Below are 19,895 nucleotides of genomic sequence, written 5' to 3'. Positions count from 1 at the left end.
TCATAATATGATTATACTTTTTTTACGCAATAGCTTTCTTATTGGCATTTATGTTTGTATATACATTCCAATTATTATATTAATTGTCCATTCATTTAGTACATCAAATTTTAGTAATCATTCGCAATGGACAACAGAATGGTATTCAATATTATTGAATGATGATAGCTTATTGAAAGCTACAGGCAATTCATTAACCATAGCAATTATTTCAGCTACATTTACTACTTTTATGGGTTTATTATCAGCATTAGCATTATTTCGTTATAATTTTAAAGGCAAAATATTTATTAATAGTATGTTATTTATTGTTATGATATCACCAGATATAGTAATTGCAATTTCATTATTATTAAATTTTATGTTATTAGGAATTTCATTAGGTTTTTGGTCTTTATTATTATCTCATATTACATTTTGTTTACCTTTTGTAGTTATTACAATTTATGCTAAGCTAAAAGATTTAGATATAACAATATTAGAAGCAGCACAAGATCTAGGTGCTAGTGAATTAATGATTTTATGGCAAATTATATTACCATTAACATTATCACCTATAATATCAAGTTGGTTATTAAGTATAGCTATTTCAATTGATGATGTAGTGATATCTTATTTTGTAACTGGACCAACTTATGAGATATTACCATTAAAAATTTATTCAATGATAAAGATAGGAATGTCACCAGAAATTAACGCATTAACAACAATCTTATTATTTATTTCATTAATACTTGGATTACTAATCTTATGGATTTTTAAAAAAAATAATTAAAAGATATTAATACTTATTTTAAATATAATAATACTTATTGTATTAATGATTTATTAAATTTATAAACATTTTTCTATTAATTATTAAAGAATACTTATACTTTTTAGTATATTAAATGTATTTAAAGATATAAAATATTTAAATTTCAATCCATAATTTTTTTTGACAAATGAATTATATAAAAAAAATTTATTTCTATTTTATAATAGGAATATTATATTCAAATATTAATGTAGCTATCACTATATCTTATGATAATAAGATGGTATATTTCTATAATTGGTCAGAATACGTTTCAGTAGAAATACTTAATCAATTTACTCAAGAAACTGGTATAAAAGTAATGTACTCTACTTATGAATCTAATGAAAGCATGTATATCAAACTAAAAACTTATACTAAAGATAGTTATGATTTGGTAGTACCTTCTACTTACTTTGTAGCAAAAATGAGCAGAGAAGGTATGTTACAAAAAATTGATAAAAGCAAATTAACTCAATTTAAAAATCTTGATCCAAATTTCTTACATAAATCGTTTGATCCTAAAAATGATTATTCAATTCCTCATGTATGGGGGGCAACAGGTATTGGTATTAATAGTGATGTAAATAATGATTTAAAATCTATTGCTTCATGGGCAGATCTATGGAAACCAGAGTACAAAAATAGAGTGCTATTAACTGATGATTCAAGAGAAGTATTTCAAATTGCTTTGCTTAAATTAGGTTATTCAGGCAATACAACAGATCCTAATTTAATTGCAATAGCTTATGAAGAATTAAAAAAATTAATGCCAAATGTTATCGCATTTAATTCTGATAATCCAGCTTATCCTTTTATACAAAAGGATGTTAATTGTGGTATGTTATGGAATGGTTCAGCCTATATAATACGGAAATTAGGAGTTCCAATAAAATTTGTTTGGCCTAAAGAAGGTGCTATTTTTTGGATGGATAGTTTTGTTATTCCTTCTAATGCAAAAAATGTTGATGGTGCTATTCAATTAATTAATTTTTTACTAAGGCCTGATATTGCTGCTCGTATATCGCAACAAAATGGTTATCCTACACCGAATTTAGCAGCAAAAAAATTATTACCAGTAAATATAGCAACAGATACTTCATTATATCCTAGTGAAGTAATTCTAAAACATGGAGAATGGCAAAATGATGTAGGAAATGTTAATATATTATACGAAAATTATTTTCAACAATTGAAAACAAATAGTTAAATTGCATTTATTATCATAAATAATCTTTTTTACTTTAATATTTTTGCTATTTAAAATTAAAAGCAATATAAAAGAATAACTTAATATTACTAATAATAACTTTAATTATATAATAATAACTTTAAATTGTGTCCTCTGAAGGAATTGAACCTACAATTAGCCCTTAGGAGAGGCTTGTTATATCCATTTAACTAAGAGGACAATTACTATTTATATATATTATATTTATATTATATTTTAAATATCCTTAATTATATTTATTTTATAACTAATATAAATTAAAAATTCTTATAATAATTTCTTAAATTATAATTAAATAGTAAAAGTATTTATTTGTCACTAATTTATTTTGTTACTATACGAATAACTGTAAATAAGAAATATTCTTATACTTTATTGCTATTTTATTTTTTTGCTATTACTTATTAGTTCTATAATACCACTAATGGATCCCATTAAATTTCCAGCTTCTAATGGCATCATAATGACTTTGCTATTGGTAGCTGAACCAATTTGCTGTAACGCATCAGTATATTTTTGAGCTATAAAATAATTAATAGCTTGAATATCACCCGTTACGATTGCATTAGATACTATTTTTGTAGCTTGTGCTTCAGCTTCTGCTGATCGTTCACGTGCTTCTGCTTGTAAAAATGCAGATTGGCGTTCTCCCTCAGCTTTTAATATTTGAGATTGTTTTTCACCCTCTGCTCGCAAAATAGCAGCTTGGCGTATACCTTCTGCCTCTAAAATATCTGCACGTTTAGTACGTTCAGCTTTCATTTGTGCATTCATAGCAGAAATCAATTCAGTAGGTGGGCGCACATCACGAATTTCTATTCTAGTAATTTTTACACCCCAAGGATTAGTAGCTTCATCAACAATATGTAGTAATTGACTATTAATATTATCTCGTTGTGATAATATTTCATCTAACTCCATAGAACCTAATACTGTACGAAAATTAGTCATTGTTAAGTTAACTATAGCTAATTCCATATTACTGACTTCATAAGCAGCTTTTACTGGATCTATAACTTGAATAAAACAAACAGCATCAATTGTAACATTAGCATTATCTCTAGAAATAATTTCTTGAGATGGGATATCTAATACTTGTTCCATCATATTAATTTTTCTACCAATACGATCCATAAACGGTATTACAATATTTAATCCTGGCATCAGAGTATTCGTATAGCGGCCAAATCGTTCTACTGTCCACTGATAACCTTGAGGTACAATTTTAACAGAAGAAAATATAATAATTAAAGTAATAATTATAATTATTGGAATAATAGTTAACATAATTATATCCTATCTATAGATAAATTTAACTTTATAATTAGTTATAATAATAACATTATTACATTAATTAGTTAATTGAAATCACATTTAAATGTTATATATTTTTTGAATTTATACTTTTTCGTTAAATACAAAATTTATAATTTTGCACATATTTTATATCACGATATCAAAATATAATGTTTTCTTCTTATAATAATTACAATTATATCTTATTCAAATTAACTAAAATTATTATTAAAATATCTAGAATTAAATATTTTTTAAAATTCTATTATTATAAAATAAATGCATAACATATTATCAATACAATAAAATAAAGATAAGATTTTATCTTGATTTTATAAGAAATGATTTTACTACTATCATAATAGTCATTTATATAATTAATATTATTAAATAAATAATACAATTAATAATTATTTTACATTAAAGACTAAAAAAAGATACTTATTCATAACATTTAATATTATTCAAAATAAATAAATATTTTACGTCAAAAAACATAAAAAATACATTTTTAAATGTCTATCAACTCACATTTTATGATCCATGATGGAATCAAAATCATTAATTATTAATTAATGGAGCTGGCGGGAGTCGAACCCGCGTCCGAAATTTCTACATCCTTAGTACTACATGCTTAGTCTAATCTTTATATTTCATAAATTAGCTGTAGATAGACATACTACTAATAAACTAGTCTATTAAAATTCAACGTTTTAACCTCAGACTAAGGTGCCAAACGTGATCTCTTTATTTTTATGACCTCATTTTTATCATATCTAAAGAGCGCAATATAGATTAATGAGGGCTCTGAAACCAGGTTATTAAGCTGCTAGAGCGTAGTTATTGTCGTTTGCGACTATTTTTTTACGGTTTTTTAACAAGGCCAACCGTACCTTGGCATGCACCTTGGGTTTTGCAAATTTCGTCGAATCCATTAAATTTCAGCCCCATGAAGTATATTATATCAAAAAATAAATAAACCTAGCAATTAAATTATTAAAATTTTGTACTTCTCATAATTTTTTCTTTATTTAATCTCCATTCTCTATGTTTAATTTCATAACGCTTATCATATTTTTTTTTACCTTTAACAATACCAATTTTGATTTTACACCAACTACTTTTCCAATAAAGTGATAATGCTACAATTGTATGTCCTATACGATTTACTTTGCCAAATAATGAATTAAGTTCATATTGATTTAATAATAGTTTTCTAGTGCGCATGGGGTCATATAAATCATAAAAATTAGAAGTATATAATGGAGTAATTATTGCACCTAAGAGATAAGCTGTACCATGATTAATCAATATATAACTATTGCTAATATTAACTTTCCTAGCACGCAATGACTTAACTTCCCAACCTAATAAAACTAAACCAGCTTCAATTTCTTCATTAATATAATATTCATGATATATTCTTTTATTAATACTAATTATATTTAAATTATTTTGATTTACTACTTTTTTCTTTTTCATGTTTCACGATTTTTAGTTATATTATTTATTAAAAATAAATGCAATAATAGTATATACTTCTATAATCTTTAATTATATGATTTAAATCACTTATATTATTGAATTATTTTCTATTTTAATTATCTTTGTTTATAATAAAGTAACTTTTAAATTATTTTAAATAAATTTTTTATGATAACAATGAAAAAATAAATGTTATATAATAATATAATAATTATTTTAAATTTTAAAAAATTAAATGATTAAATTTTAGCTATTTAATTTTAAGTATTAATTGTTTTAATAAAGTAAAATTTACATAACTTTGAAAGATTTTCTAATAAATTAGTATTTACTAAGGTTTTGTAGAAGTATTTTAGTTTAAGTATGAATATTCAAATTGTTTATGCATTACCAAATAAGCAAATTTTATTAAATATAGTAATAAAACAAAAAACTACTGTTAAAGAAGCTATATTACAATCAGGTATTTTATCTATTAGAAATGATATTGATTTAAATAAAAATAAAGTTGGTATTTTTAGCAAAATAACTAAACTATCTAAAGTTTTATCTAATGGAGATCGAATTGAAATTTATCGACCTTTACTTGCTGATCCAAAAGAAATACGCCGTAAACGAGAAAAAAAATATAACCTAAATTTTCAGCAAAATTATTATTAATTTTGCTGAATTATATATCAAGTAATTCTTTTTTGTTTATCTTAAATTATTATTATTTTTAATAGATATTAGTATATCATTTTGATTAAAAAATAATATTAACGTTTGTTGTTTCACTTTTTTAGATCCAATATGTTGACGAAAAATGTAATACCAAATGTGTTGTCCAAATAGTTCTTTAAAAACTGGTGTACCTAGTATATAAATTACTTGTTGTTTAGTCATACCTTTTTGAATTTTTGCAATATCATTAAAAGAAAGATAATTGCCTTGACTAATATTAGGAATATAAACAATTCGTTCAAATATAGAACAACTGGTTATAACCTGAATAAAAACAACAATCAAAAATAATAATTTACAATATTTAGATAACATCTAAATTCCTTTATTTTGTTTTTCAAAAAATTAAGTCATTAATATTACAATATTAATTTTTAATTTTAAAATTCTATCTTTTAATAAGTATAAAATTATCTATATTTATATAAAATAAATAAAAATACGTTATTAATAACTTATCAAAAATATACAATTTCGTATAAAAAATACTTATTTATGATTACTAACTAAATTATAATTAAAATAATTCTATTGATCAGATATTTATTATATAAATATTTTAGTAAGATATAAAAATATCAAAAACTTTTCTGTGACCAACCTAATTTTGAACTTAATATATTAAAATAGTTATAATCTTTTGGATGGACTAAATTGAGTTTTTTAGTGCTTTTTTTAATCAAAATTTCATCATCATGCTTAATAGGTAAAATAATTTGACTATCACAACTAATTTCATAATTAATATTTTTTTGTTTAAATTTTAATTTAATACTACTATTACTACTAATAACTAAAGGTCTAGATGAAAGAGTATGAGGAAACATAGGAACTAAAGTAATAGCTTCAAGATTAGGAGTTAATATAGGACCACCTGCAGAAAGTGAATAAGCAGTAGAACCAGTGGGGGTAGTGATAATTAATCCATCTGAACGTTGAAAAAAAGCAAAACGGTTATCAATATATACCTCAAACTCAATCATGCGGGCTACTTTACCAGTATGTAAAATAACTTCATTAATTGCAATATTTAATTTAGAATTATTTTTTTTGGTATTTATTCTAATTTCTAACAAAAATCTTTGTTCCTCATAAAACTGACCAGATAATACTTTTGTGAGTTGTTGTAACGCATTATCTGGTCCAAGATCAGTTAAAAATCCAAGATTACCACGATTAATTCCAATAACTTTGTTTTCATAACTTGATAAAATACGAGCAGCACTTAACATATTACCATCACCACCAATAACAATCACTAAATCAGCTATTTTACCGATTTCTTTTAGTTCACCTTTACGAATATTTTTTAAATTTAAATGTTCAGCTATTTGTTTTTCTAAAATAACTTGATATTTCTGTTTCCTTAACCAATTATAAATTTCTTTATGTGTTTCTAATGCCTTTTGACGTCTTGGATGACCAACAATACCAATATATTTAAATAATTTTTTACTTGCTTTTTTTTTGAATAACATTGTTTATCCCTATCATAAATTCGATAATTCTATTGAATAAAAAATTTTTATCCCCATATAATAAAATATTAATTTAGTTAGATAGAATAGATTCTAAAATCTAGATAGATTCTAAGATATGGAGATACTATGAGTAGTCAAGAACATGAGATGCATGATAACCAAGCCTCTAAAGAAAAAGAATTTAAAAAATATCAAAAAAAAGAAGAAGAGGAATTTATAGAAAAAAATGAGAAAAATATAGAAATAAATGAGAAAAATATGGAAATAAATGAGAAAAATATGGAAATAAATGAGAAAAATATGGAAATAAATGAGAAAAATATGGAAATAAATGAGAAAAATGTAGAAACAAATGAAGAAAATGAAATTAAAAATGAACTAATAAGTACTGAAGGAATATTACTTGAACAACGTATTATGGCATTAGAGAAACAATTACTAGAATCACAAAAACAAGAAAGAGAAGCATTATTGCGTGCAAAAGCAGAAATAGAAAATATTCGTCGTCGTACTGATCAAGATATCGAAAAAACATACAAGTTTGCTTTAGAAAGATTTGCTAATGAATTACTACCTGTAATTGATAATTTAGAGAGAGCAATAGAACTTATTGATAAAGAAAAAACTGAATCTATACCGATGCTTCAGGGATTAGAATTAACATTAAAATCATTTTTAGATACTATTAATAAATACGGCATAAAAGTAATAAATGAAAAAAATATTCCTTTTAATCCAGAATTGCATCAAGCAATGAAAATGATTGATTCTGAAGAATATGAAGCTAATCAAGTTATTGATATTATGCAAAAAGGTTATACTTTAAATGGTCGTTTATTACGTCCAGCAATGGTGATTGTATCTAAAAATAAATTAAGTTAATCTATTACTAACTATTTGTTATCATAAATTTATAATTAAATAATTGGTGTCCAATTAATTGGGCTTATTTTTTGTTTTACTAATATTTTATTTGCTTCAGAAAAATGACGACAACCAAAAAAACCTTTATGGACAGAAAATGGTGATGGATGGGAGGCTTTAAGAATAAAGTGTTTTCTTTTATCTATAAATTGACCTTTTTTTTGTGCGTGAGCCCCCCACAATAAAAATACTATGCCAGTACGATATTTATTAATTTTTTTAATAACTTTATCAGTAAATATTTCCCAACCTAAATGAGCATGAGAGTGTGCTTTACCAAACTCAACAGTCAGACAAGTATTTAATAATAAAACGCCTTGTTGCGCCCAACTGACTAGACATCCATGATTGGGATATCGAAAGTCTAAAATATCTTGTGCTAATTCTTTATATATGTTTATTAGTGAGGGGGGTATTGCTACATTAGGTAATACAGAGAAAGACAACCCATGTGCTTGTCTATATCCATGATATGGATCTTGTCCTAAAATTACTACCTTTATTTCATTAAATTTTGTATATCGAAATGCATTAAATATATCTTTTTGTGCAGGGAAAATTACTTTTCCTTGCCTACGTTCTTTAGCTATATAAGATAAAATATTAAGAAAATAATCTTGGTTTTTTTCTGATCCTATGACTTCATGCCATTTTGTAGTTAATATTTTCATGAATCATTTTAACATTACTTTAAACATTTTCTAGTTAATTCTTTTATATATTTTAGAGTGTCTAACTTATTTCTATATCTTAAAAATACAAAATTAATTAATCTTAATATAATTAATCTAAATATTTTGATATTTATCATTTATATTTTTAATCATGATAAGTGACAGAACTTTTAAAAAAAATTAATAATACTCAAATTAACATATACATATAATAATTATAATTACATTTCTTTTTAAAATGAATTCTAGTTATTCTAACTAATAATATTTTTATATTAAAGTAATAAAATTAAAGAAATAAAATAATATATATTTATCTAAATAATATTTGACAAATAGTAATAGCTTTATGTAATGAATTTACATAAATAAATACAATTATAAAATGAATTAAATTACTTAAATATCTCTTACTTATTAAGTCCTAAATATCAAAATACTTAATTTTTAAAGTAAATATAATAATTAACATAAAAGTAAATATAAAAGAATCTTAAAGATTCAAATCATCTTAAAATAATAAAAGTAATTTTTATAGAAGCAATAAGAACAAAACAATACGCACTGTTTTATCATTATTAATTATCAAATAGATAACCAGTGTACTTGGTTATCTATTATCTAAAAGATTATCTAGATGATGTACTTTACTAAATATATTTAAAAAATACTTTAATAAGTAGCTTATTATGTACAAGCTTTAAATAAAACATTTTTGGTGTTGTTAAGTTAAGCCTCTCGGGTCATTAGTACTGGTTAGCTCAACATATTACTATGCTTACACACCCAGCCTATCTACGTTCTAGTCTTGAACACCCCTTATAGGACATTTTTTGTCAGGGAAGACTCATCTTGAGGCAAGCTTCCCGCTTAGATGCTTTCAGCGGTTATCTTTTCCGCACTTAGCTACCAGACAATGCCATTGGCATGACAATCTGCATACCAGAGGTGCGTCCACTCCGGTCCTCTCGTACTAGGAGCAGCTCCTCTCAATCTTCCTACGCCCACGACAGATAGGGACCGAACTGTCTCACGACGTTCTAAACCCAGCTCGCGTACCACTTTAAATGGCGAACAGCCATACCCTTGGGACCTACTACAACCCCAGGATGTGATGAGCCGACATCGAGGTGCCAAACACCGCCGTCGATATGAACTCTTGGGCGGTATTAGCCTGTTATCCCCGGAGTACCTTTTATCCGTTGAGCGATGGCCCTTCCATTCAGAACCACCGGATCACTAAGACCTACTTTCGTATCTGCTCGCGCCGTCACGCTCGCAGTTAAGCTGGCTTATGCCTTTGCACTAAACTCACGATATCCGACCGTGATTAGCCAACCTTTGTGCTCCTCCGTTACTCTTTAGGAGGAGACCGCCCCAGTCAAACTACCCACCAGAAACTGTCCTTAACCCGGATTACGGGTTTAAGTTAGAATACCAAACATTAAAGGGTGGTATTTCAACATTGGCTCCATTTAGACTAGCGTCTAAATCTCATAGCCTCCCACCTATCCTACACATTAATGTTCAATCTTCAGTGTCAAGCTATAGTAAAGGTTCACGGGGTCTTTCCGTCTTGTCGCGGGTACACTGCATCTTCACAGCGAATTCAATTTCACTGAGTCTCGGGTGGAGACAGCCTGGCCATCATTACGCCATTCGTGCAGGTCGGAACTTACCCGACAAGGAATTTCGCTACCTTAGGACCGTTATAGTTACGGCCGCCGTTTACTGGGGCTTCGATCAAGGGCTTTGCCTAAAATGGCTTACCCTATCAATTAACCTTCCAGCACCGGGCAGGCGTCACACCGTATACGTCCACTTTCGTGTTTGCACAGTGCTGTGTTTTTAATAAACAGTTGCAGCCAGCTGGTCTCTGCGACTGACTTTAGCTTTGAAAGTATAATTTCATTACTTAAATCAGCGTGCCTTCTCCCGAAGTTACGGCACTATTTTGCCTAGTTCCTTCACCCGAGTTCTCTCAAGCGCCTTAGTATTCTCTACCTAACTACCTGTGTCGGTTTCGGGTACGATTAATAATTACCTATAGCTTAGAGGCTTTTCTTGGAAGCTTGGCATCAACTACTTCATCACCTTAATGATTCGTCATAACGCCTTAGTATAATAGTAATGTGGATTTGCCTGCATTACCAACCTACACGCTTAAACCGGGACATCCGGCACCCGGATAGCCTAGCCTTCTTCGTCCCCACTTCGCAGTTAATTATTAGTACGGGAATATTAACCCGTTTCCCATCGATTACGCTTTTCAGCCTCACCTTAGGAATCGACTTACCCTGCCCCGATTAACGTTGGACAGGAACCCTTAGTTTTTCGGCGAGCGGGTTTTTCACCCGCTTTATCGTTACTTATGTCAGCATTCGCACTTCTGATACCTCCAATATATTTTTCAATATACCTTCGACGGCTTACAGAACGCTCCTCTACCCAGCAAAAAATAATATTTTACTGCCACAGCTTCGGTACATGGTTTAGCCCCGTTACATTTTCCGCGCAGGCCAGCTCGACCAGTGAGCTATTACGCTTTCTTTAAATGATGGCTGCTTCTAAGCCAACATCCTGGCTGTCTAAGCCATCCTACTTCGTTTCCCACTTAACCATGATTTAGGGACCTTAGCTGGTGGTCTGGGTTGTTTCCCTTTTCACTACGGACGTTAGCACCCGTAGTGTGTCTCCCGTAATAACATTCTTTAGTATTCGTAGTTTGCATCGGTTTGGCAAGTCTGGATGACCCCCTAACCGAAACAGTGCTCTACCCCAAAAGATGATTCACGAGGCGCTACCTAAATAGCTTTCGAGGAGAACCAGCTATCTCCCGGTTTGATTGGCCTTTCACCCCTAGCCACAAATCATCCGCTAATTTTTCAACATTAGTCGGTTCGGTCCTCCAATTAGTGTTACCCAACCTTCAACCTGTTCATGGCTAGATCACCGGGTTTCGGGTCTACACTCTGCAACTTAACGCCCAGTTAAGACTCGGTTTCCCTACGGCTCCCTAAAAAAGTTAACCTTGCTACAGAATATAAGTCGCTGACCCATTATACAAAAGGTACGCAGTCACATCTCTAAATAAAGATGCTCCTACTGCTTGTACGTATACGGTTTCAGGATCTATTTCACTCCCCTAGCCGGGGTTCTTTTCACCTTTCCCTCACGGTACTGATTCACTATCGGTCAGTCATTAGTATTTAGCCTTAGAGGATGGTCCCCCTATATTCAAACAGGATAACACGTGTCCCGTCCTACTCTTCGAGTTCACAATAATAGCTTTTTTAGATACGGGACTATCACCCTTTATTGTGGGACTTTTCAGACCCTTCTCCTAAAGTTAATATTGATGCTGACTCTGGGCTGATCCCTTTTCGCTCACCACTACTAAGGGAATCTCTATTTGATTTCTTTTCCTCAGGGTACTTAGATGTTTCAGTTCCCCTGGTTTGCTTCGTTTAACTATGTATTTATTAAACGATAATGCATTTTATTGCATTAGGTTTCCCTATTCGGATATCGCCGGCTTTTAAAGCTTCATATCAACTTACCGACGCTTTTCGCAGATTAGCACGTCCTTCATCGCCTATGACTGCCTAGGCATCCACCGTATACGCTTATTTTGCTTAACCTAACAACCCAAAAATGTTTTATATATTTAAATAATTGTTAAAATTTTAGAATTGATTATTAAATCATATTGAAATAATATTAACTATAAAAAAATAATAGATAATTTAAAGATTATTAATCTAATAAAATAGGCAATTTAAATTAAAATAAATTAAACGTGAAAATTATATTCTATTTCCATTTTGTTAAAGAACAATATCTTATAAAGATCATTAATCTTTATAAGTATATACATATACTGAATGATATTTAAATTTTAGTTATAAAACAACATAATTATCGTAAACATAATAGTTTACCAATCATTACATTAACTATTAAATATTTTAATAGCACATTTCCTGAAATAAGATTTTAACTTTATATTAATACTAATATAAATCTCGTTCTAATGTCAATCTTATTTTTGGAAAATTTTAATTTAGAAATATACATATAAATAGTAATTTTTTACTACATACATAAATTTTCTTTACTACTTTATGTAGTAATAACCTACTAGGTATTAAATTTTAATTAAAATATTTCTTATTATATGAGTTATATTTTCATTATTAAAAAATTGTAATTTTTTAATTTCAATAATGTTATTATAACATAATATAAAATGTTATAAAATATATTAAAACTTGTTCAGTAAAATTAATTTTATCTTTTAATTAAATAATGCATACTAATAAAATATATAAATCTATAAATACAACGTCCCCTAGGGGATTTGAACCCCTGTTGCCGCCGTGAAAGGGCGATGTCCTAGTCCTCTAGACGAAGGGGACAGTAGTTTTTTATAACTACTCAATAATTATAGTTAGGTAAACTGTCATTTTATAAAATGATTCAACTAAAGTTAAGTAATTTTTAATTATAATTATATTAATTAATTATAGATACATAAAGTTATATAAATTAACTTTAACTTTTATTTTTAAAATAATATGAATTATTTTTGTTTTATATTTATTAATAATTTAAATTATAATATATCATTAATAAAATTTCATTAAAATTACCTTAGCATTAACATAAAAAGATTTATTTCATTTTTATACATAATTAAAATGCTGTATTAAAAATAAAATAATTATATATATCCTATTTTATAATTATATATATCCTATTTTAAATAAACTTATCTATTAATATATATTTTAAAAGTTAGAATAATAACTGCACTAACGAATTTAGTTCCTAATATAAATAAAAGTAAAAAATATTACTAATGTTGATGTTTAACTTAATTCTAAAATAAATAAAAACTAGTAAATTGTAACCAATTTTATAATTTCTAAGAAATCCAAAGTATACTTAATGACATCACAAGTATACTTAATAAGTAATAATTTATCTATAATAAATCAATTTTAAAATAAATAGTTCTTACTAAATAAATATACATTAATTCTCATCAAAATACTATTTTGATGAGAATACTAAATTTTATATTATAATGTAAATACTAAAAATACTAAATATCAATTTATATATATGCTTTAATCTAATTTAAATATTTTTAATACTCAGAGTGAGTATAAAATAAATTTAATTGCTTTAATACATTTATAATATTTGGTAATATGCCAAACCATAATTTAAAAGAAAAAGCAGCTTGACCTACTAACATGCCAATCCCATTTGCATATTTTAAGACTCCATTATTTTGAGCTAATCTTAAAAAAGGTGTTTCATTTATAAGATAAAACATATCATAACAAAATACATTTTTATTAAATATATTTAATGAAATAACAGGAGCTTCATCAACAATACAAGAAGATGTAGCATTTATAATTAAATCATATTCAGGAGAATTAATATAATTAATATATGATGCTTGAATATTTCCTAATAAAGAAAATTTCTGTGCTAATTCATTTGCTTTACTAAACGTTCTATTTGTAATCGTTATCCGACAATTATAGTTTAAAATAGGAACTATAGCCCCTCTGGCTGCCCCTCCAGCTCCAATTATTAATACATGCATTCCTTGTTTAATAAATCCTAAACGTTTAAGATCTAAAATTAAACCAATTCCATCAGTATTAGAACCTAATAATCTAAACCTATCTAATTTTTTTATAGTATTAACTGAACCACATAATTGAGCATATTTAGTTAAACAATCAACATTATGATACGCTATTTCTTTAAATGGCGAAGTAATATTTGCCCCCTTTCCACCAAAATAAAAAAAATGATCTAATTTTTTCTTGAATTCATCTAATGATGTTAATATTGTTTTGTAATTGTATTTAATACATGTTTGCTCAGAAAATATTTTATGAACAAGTGGGGATTTACTATGCATAACTGGATTTCCAAATAATGCAAATTCTTCCATTTTTATTAACCCCTTCTATATAAATAACCTGTTTTAATATCTATAATTTTAGATGGATTATTGAATCTTCCAACAAAACCATCTACAATAAACACTTGATTACTAAAAATAGTCATAACTTCTTCTTTTGTTTTACACGGTTCTAATCCATTTATATTAGCACTAGTAGAAATCAATGGTTTACCATATAAACAACATATTTTTTTAACTAAATCAAACTGGGTAATACGGATGGCAATAGAATTAAATTTTCCTGTTAACCATTCAGGTATATTTTTTTTAGCTGGTACTACCCAAGTTATGAATTCCATTTCGTTAGAAAAAATTATGCTTTTTTGAAAACTAGTTAATTTATTAATATCAATATAAGGCATTAATTGTTTATAATCACACGCTATTAAAATTAATCCTTTTTTCCAAGAACGTTGTTTTAATGAAAATAATTTCTGAATTGCTTGTCTGTTATCAGGATCACAACCTAAACCAAAAACAGCTTCTGTTGGATATGCTATAATTTGCCCTTCATGTAATGCTGTAATAACTGAATAAAATGAAAATTTTTTTTTATTGGCCATGATTTTATAGTTCATATATTTTTAACTTATTAAATAAATTTAACTTTTACTTTTATCAAATTAATGTTTATTAAAAAAACTGTAAAACACAAAAATTAATTTTTACTAAAAAAATAAAAACTTATGCAAGTTAATAAATAATAATTATTCTTATAACTTTACATAATAAATATTATGATCAATTATTAATTTTATTTATTATTTTATTTTTATAATCATTATAATATATTATGAACAAATAATGTTTGTATATAAATACTTAAAATAAAAAATATTATTTTTTATACAACTATAAACTATTTATGTTAAAAATAACTTATGATAATTTTAATTATTTACAAATATAAATAGTAAATGATGTATTCTAATTATTAGAAAATAATTTTATAAAAATAATAAATTTAAAATAGTACAATAAAAAATAAATGTTTGAAATAAACTTTAAGATAAATTTTAATTTCGAATACAACTTTAAATATGTCAATATTAAATATATTACATCATCCAGATGAACGGCTTCGCAAAATTGCAGAACCTGTTAAAATATTTGATACAAAAATTAAACGTATAGTACATGATATGTTTGAAACTATGTATGAAAAAAAAGGTATAGGCTTGGCAGCTACACAAGTTAATATACATCAAAGAATTATTGTTATAGATATATCTGAAACTTATTCAGAAAAAATGGTATTCATCAATCCAATTATTCTAAAAATATATGGTGTTATAAAAATTGAAGAAGGTTGTTTATCTATACCAAATGAAAAAGCATTTATACCACGGGCTAAGTGGATTAAAATCCAAGCATCGGATATAAATGGTAAACAATTTGAAATAGAAACAAATAATATATTATCTGTATGTATCCAACATGAAATAGATCATTTAAATGGTAAATTATTTATTGATTATCTATCTTTGCTAAAACGTCAACGGATCAAGCATAAAATTAAAAATCTAAATCTCTCAAAATTTAAATTTTAAAAAAATAATAATTTATTATATATTATATAAAAACATTTATATATGATATTTATATATGCATAACTATATTAAAATTATTTTTGCTGGAACTCCTGATTTCGCTGCGCAACATTTAAAATTTTTACTTAATGTGAAAAATAAATACCAAATTGTTGGTGTTTTAACAAAATCTGATAAGCCCTATGGAAGAGGAAAAAAAATAATATCAAATCCTGTAAAAATTTTAGCAAAAAAAGCAAATATACCTATATTACAACCAATAACTATGATAACAGATGACATTCAAAATTGGATTAAAAATAAAAAAGCGGATATCATGATTGTTGTTGCATATGGTTTAATTATACCTGAAAATATATTAAATATATTCCCTATGGGTAGTTTAAATGTTCATGGATCATTATTACCTAGATGGAGAGGTGCAGCACCAATTCAAAGATCTATTTTAGCTGGTGATAAAGAAATAGGTATAACTATTATTAAAATGGATACAGGTATAGATACTGGAGATATACTCCATCAAATAAATTGTCCTATCGAAATAAAAGATACTAGCGAAATATTACAACAAAAACTTCTAAAACTTGGACCAAATGCACTTTTATATACTCTAGATTTACTAATTTCAGGAAAAGCAAAACAAAAAAAACAAAATCATAATTTTGCTACTTATGCTAAGAAAGTAACTAAAAATGAAGCATTAATCAATTGGGCACTTTCAGCTAAACAAATTGAACGATGTATAAGAGCATTTAATCCTTGGCCAATTAGTTATTTTATTAAAAATGGAAAGCTTATTAAGATATGGGATGCTGAAGTTATTAATCATGAAATTAACTTATTGCCAGGCATAATTTTAAGTTCAGACAAAACAGGTATTAAAGTATCAACTGGAAAAGGTATTTTAAATATATTAAAAATACAAGAAGCTAATAAGAGAATATTATCAGTTTGTGATTTCATAAATAATAACCATAAGTATTTTACTGTTGGTAAACAAATAAGTTAATTATCCTTATATGATAAAATAATATATCAAAAAATATTAACTAAATAAATTTAGGAAATTATTCTAATTTGTAAGGTATATTAATTATAAAAATATAAATTTAAATATAAAATTAGATATTTTTAATAAAAATAAAATTACATAATATCAATTAAAAAATATGATTTAGTTTATAAAAATATTTAAAAAAAACAAATAGATATATATATTAAAATAATATTATATTAATCTATGCATTAATTATCTTTTTTATAAAGATAATTAGATTATTAAAAACAATAATACAGAGTATATTGTTATTATTTAGAAAAATCTTTAAATACTAATAAGGTAATATACTAAAACTATTAAGATAAAATATAGAAAAAATAATTTCTATATTTTTCAGTAAAAACTACCACTAATATTTGTAATAAATATGCAATCTGGCAATGAGATAAAATATAATGAAAATTATCATACTAGGAGCAGGACAAGTTGGTGGAACACTTGCAGAAAATTTAGCACATGAAAATAATGACATAACAATAATAGATATTAATAGTGAACGTCTACGCCATTTACAAGATAAATTCGATCTAAGAGTGGTTATAGGTCATGGATCTTATCCAAAAATTCTAAGAGAAGCTGGAGCTGATGATGCTGATATGTTAGTAGCAGTAACAAATTCAGATGAAACAAATATGATTGCATGCCAAATAGCGTATTCCCTTTTTAACACACCAAATAAAATTGCTAGAATACGTGCATCTGAATACATAAAAGAAACTGAAAAACTATTTACTTATGATCACATACCAATCGATTATCTTATTTCACCAGAACAACTTCTAATTGATTATATTTATAAACTAATTCAATATCCTGGTGCTCTTCAGGTGGTAAATTTTGCAAGTGGTAAAGTAAGTATTGTAGCAGCACAAGCTTATTATGGTGGTTCATTAATAGGTAATTCTCTTTCAAATTTACACGAACACTTACCTAATATTGATACAAGAATAGCCGCAATATTTCGACAAGATAAACCAATAAAACCACAAGGATCAACTATTATTAAAGCAGGTGATGAAATCTTTTTTATTGTAGCTACTGAACATATTCGTGCTACAATGAGTGAACTACAACGTCTTGAAAAACCATACAAACGCATCATGATAGTAGGTGGAGGTAATGTAGGTGCAGGTTTAGCAAAACAAATAGAAAAATATTATAATGTAAAATTAATAGAACGTAATCAAGAAAGAGCTATAGAATTAGCAAAATTATTATACGATACTATCGTATTTTATGGTGATGCTTCAGATCAAGAATTATTAGCTGAAGAGCACATTGAACAAACAGATGTTTTTATAGCATTAACTAATGATGATGAAGCCAATATTATGTCAGCAATGCTTGCTAAAAAAATGGGTGCAAAAAAAGTTATGGTTCTTATTCAACGGACTGCTTATGTTGATCTGGTACAAGGTGGAGTTATTGATATTGCTATATCACCTCAGCAAGCAACAATTTCTGCTTTACTAGGACATGTTCGTAAAGCGGATATAATAAATGTTTCATCATTACGTTTACGTAATGGGGTAGCTGAAGCAATAGAGGCTATTGTTCATGGCGATAAAAATACATCTAAAGTTGTTGGTAAAAAAATTTCAGATATAAAACTACCTCCAGGTACAATTATTGGGGCTATTGTTCGTAAAGATAAAGTTATCATCGCAAATAATAACCATATTATAGAACAAAACGATCACATTATTATGTTTATAACTGATAAAAAATATGTTCCTGAGGTAGAAAAAATTTTTCAACCTAGTCCATTTTTTTTATAAAAAAATGACATAACTAATTACATATGATCTTACTTAACGATTTTATTTTTTATATTTAATAAATTGACATGTAACTTAACAATATTAGTTCTGAATTAGAATACAAAATTATAAATCTTAACTTTGCTCTTTATATTTTTTATTTTTAATTATATAAATATTTATAATTAATAATTTTTCTATAAATATATCTTTAATATACTTGCCATTGAAATAAAATTTATAAATAATATTTATATATGTTATATATATGATGATATTATAAATAATAAATTAAAAATTATTTATTGTTATAAAATATAAAATTAATTTAAAATAATTTTTCTAAAATAAATTATTTTTCATAAAAATGAAAAATAAAAAAATAAATTAGATCTGGATATCATTTATAATATTTATTAATCATTATTACTTTAATAACTAATTTAGTTAATTAAAAAAAATAAACCCATTGATTAACAAAATAACGTTAAAACTGAATTAAATATTAAAAACTACGGTTTAATAATAAAACTATTCTTAGTATAAATTATAGCAAATTATAAAACAATATTTAACTTTATAAAAACTTTAGCAGATTAATGTTAATTAATATTAAAGAATAAATTATGAAAACAAAACTACATGAATTATTACAATTTCCTTGTCTATTTACTTATAAAATTATTGGAATTGCTAATATTAAATTACATGAACAAATTATTCAAATCATTCAAACATATATTTCTAATGAATATACATCATCTATTAAAAGTAGCAAAAAAAATAATTTTTATTCAGTTTCAATTACTATAACAGCAATCAATATTCAACAAATAGAAATTTTATATGAAGAATTTGCTAAGCTAGAATTAGTTCGTATTGTGTTATAAAATAATTTATTATTAAAAATAATACTATAATAA

The 19,895-nt window shown here is 26.1% G+C and carries 15 protein-coding genes, 2 tRNA genes, 1 rRNA gene and 1 other RNA gene; 8 read left to right on the top strand and 11 right to left on the bottom strand.

Translation table 11 applies throughout. The features are described from left to right. Positions 1–7: 7 nt before the first annotated feature. Together potC and AUT07_RS02450 are read left to right on the top strand one after the other, a co-directional pair. Positions 8–775 (top strand): spermidine/putrescine ABC transporter permease PotC, encoded by a 768-nt coding sequence (gene potC, locus AUT07_RS02455; RefSeq protein ID WP_066283720.1) that lies wholly within the window; start codon positions 8–10, stop codon positions 773–775. 178 nt (positions 776–953) lie between these two features. Further along, entirely contained in the window at positions 954–2,006 is a 1,053-nt protein-coding gene (locus AUT07_RS02450) for an extracellular solute-binding protein (protein ID WP_395496599.1), read from the top strand. A 129-nt stretch (positions 2,007–2,135) separates the two neighbouring features. On the opposite strand, the gene AUT07_RS02445 is transcribed toward AUT07_RS02450, so the two are convergent. The 4 genes from AUT07_RS02445 to smpB all read right to left on the bottom strand — a co-directional run bounded on the left by AUT07_RS02445 (position 2,136) and on the right by smpB (position 4,805). Continuing rightward, positions 2,136–2,207, bottom strand: a tRNA-Arg gene (locus tag AUT07_RS02445). 198 nt (positions 2,208–2,405) lie between these two features. Further along, positions 2,406–3,314, bottom strand: a complete 909-nt coding sequence (locus AUT07_RS02440; RefSeq protein WP_066283716.1) for an SPFH domain-containing protein — start codon at positions 3,312–3,314, stop codon at positions 2,406–2,408. Positions 3,315–3,896: 582 nt separating this feature from the next. Further along, positions 3,897–4,272: a transfer-messenger RNA gene (ssrA, locus tag AUT07_RS02435) on the bottom strand. Positions 4,273–4,319: 47 nt separating this feature from the next. After that, entirely contained in the window at positions 4,320–4,805 is a 486-nt protein-coding gene (gene smpB / locus AUT07_RS02430; protein ID WP_066283712.1) for an SsrA-binding protein SmpB, read from the bottom strand. 366 nt (positions 4,806–5,171) lie between these two features. On the opposite strand from smpB, the gene AUT07_RS02425 reads away from it, so the two are divergent. After that, on the top strand, positions 5,172–5,468 hold the full coding sequence (locus AUT07_RS02425) for an RnfH family protein (RefSeq protein ID WP_066283711.1): 297 nt from the start codon (positions 5,172–5,174) through the stop codon (positions 5,466–5,468). Between the two features lie 36 nt (positions 5,469–5,504). Here AUT07_RS02425 and bamE read toward each other — a convergent pair whose 3' ends face one another. Both bamE and nadK read right to left on the bottom strand, forming a co-directional pair. Next, positions 5,505–5,846 (bottom strand): outer membrane protein assembly factor BamE, encoded by a 342-nt coding sequence (bamE, locus tag AUT07_RS02420; RefSeq protein WP_066283706.1) that lies wholly within the window; start codon positions 5,844–5,846, stop codon positions 5,505–5,507. A gap of 263 nt (positions 5,847–6,109) precedes the next feature. Then, the gene (nadK, locus tag AUT07_RS02415) at positions 6,110–7,009 is read right to left on the bottom strand and encodes an NAD(+) kinase (protein ID WP_066283703.1); all 900 of its coding nucleotides are present in this window, start codon (positions 7,007–7,009) and stop codon (positions 6,110–6,112) included. Between the two features lie 282 nt (positions 7,010–7,291). On the opposite strand from nadK, the gene grpE reads away from it, so the two are divergent. Then, complete coding sequence (gene grpE, locus AUT07_RS02410) at positions 7,292–7,894, top strand: nucleotide exchange factor GrpE (protein WP_066284182.1); 603 nt, start codon at positions 7,292–7,294, stop codon at positions 7,892–7,894. 35 nt (positions 7,895–7,929) lie between these two features. Here grpE and ung read toward each other — a convergent pair whose 3' ends face one another. The 5 genes from ung to tsaC all read right to left on the bottom strand — a co-directional run bounded on the left by ung (position 7,930) and on the right by tsaC (position 15,165). Then, positions 7,930–8,607, bottom strand: a complete 678-nt coding sequence (ung, locus tag AUT07_RS02405; RefSeq protein WP_066283701.1) for a uracil-DNA glycosylase — start codon at positions 8,605–8,607, stop codon at positions 7,930–7,932. Between the two features lie 728 nt (positions 8,608–9,335). Next, positions 9,336–12,251, bottom strand: a 23S ribosomal RNA gene (locus AUT07_RS02400). A 704-nt stretch (positions 12,252–12,955) separates the two neighbouring features. Continuing rightward, positions 12,956–13,028 (bottom strand) — tRNA-Glu (locus tag AUT07_RS02395). A 734-nt stretch (positions 13,029–13,762) separates the two neighbouring features. Next, entirely contained in the window at positions 13,763–14,590 is an 828-nt protein-coding gene (gene aroE, locus AUT07_RS02390; RefSeq protein WP_066283699.1) for a shikimate dehydrogenase, read from the bottom strand. Positions 14,591–14,595: 5 nt separating this feature from the next. Continuing rightward, positions 14,596–15,165: an L-threonylcarbamoyladenylate synthase type 1 TsaC gene (gene tsaC, locus AUT07_RS02385; RefSeq protein WP_066283697.1), complete on the bottom strand. Its 570-nt coding sequence runs from the start codon at positions 15,163–15,165 to the stop codon at positions 14,596–14,598. A gap of 477 nt (positions 15,166–15,642) precedes the next feature. On the opposite strand from tsaC, the gene def reads away from it, so the two are divergent. The 4 genes from def to ybeD all read left to right on the top strand — a co-directional run bounded on the left by def (position 15,643) and on the right by ybeD (position 19,862). Further along, on the top strand, positions 15,643–16,152 hold the full coding sequence (gene def / locus AUT07_RS02380) for a peptide deformylase (protein ID WP_066283693.1): 510 nt from the start codon (positions 15,643–15,645) through the stop codon (positions 16,150–16,152). A 55-nt stretch (positions 16,153–16,207) separates the two neighbouring features. Further along, the gene (gene fmt, locus AUT07_RS02375) at positions 16,208–17,161 is read left to right on the top strand and encodes a methionyl-tRNA formyltransferase (protein ID WP_066283691.1); all 954 of its coding nucleotides are present in this window, start codon (positions 16,208–16,210) and stop codon (positions 17,159–17,161) included. A 446-nt stretch (positions 17,162–17,607) separates the two neighbouring features. Further along, positions 17,608–18,990 (top strand): Trk system potassium transporter TrkA, encoded by a 1,383-nt coding sequence (gene trkA / locus AUT07_RS02370; protein WP_066283688.1) that lies wholly within the window; start codon positions 17,608–17,610, stop codon positions 18,988–18,990. Positions 18,991–19,598: 608 nt separating this feature from the next. Continuing rightward, on the top strand, positions 19,599–19,862 hold the full coding sequence (gene ybeD / locus AUT07_RS02365) for a DUF493 family protein YbeD (protein ID WP_066283682.1): 264 nt from the start codon (positions 19,599–19,601) through the stop codon (positions 19,860–19,862). The last annotated feature ends 33 nt before the right edge of the window (positions 19,863–19,895 follow it).

This window comes from Candidatus Arsenophonus lipoptenae (assembly GCF_001534665.1).
GTDB classification, from domain to species: Bacteria; Pseudomonadota; Gammaproteobacteria; order Enterobacterales; family Enterobacteriaceae; genus Arsenophonus; species Arsenophonus lipoptenae.
This window is presented reverse-complemented; position numbering and strand designations above follow the sequence as displayed.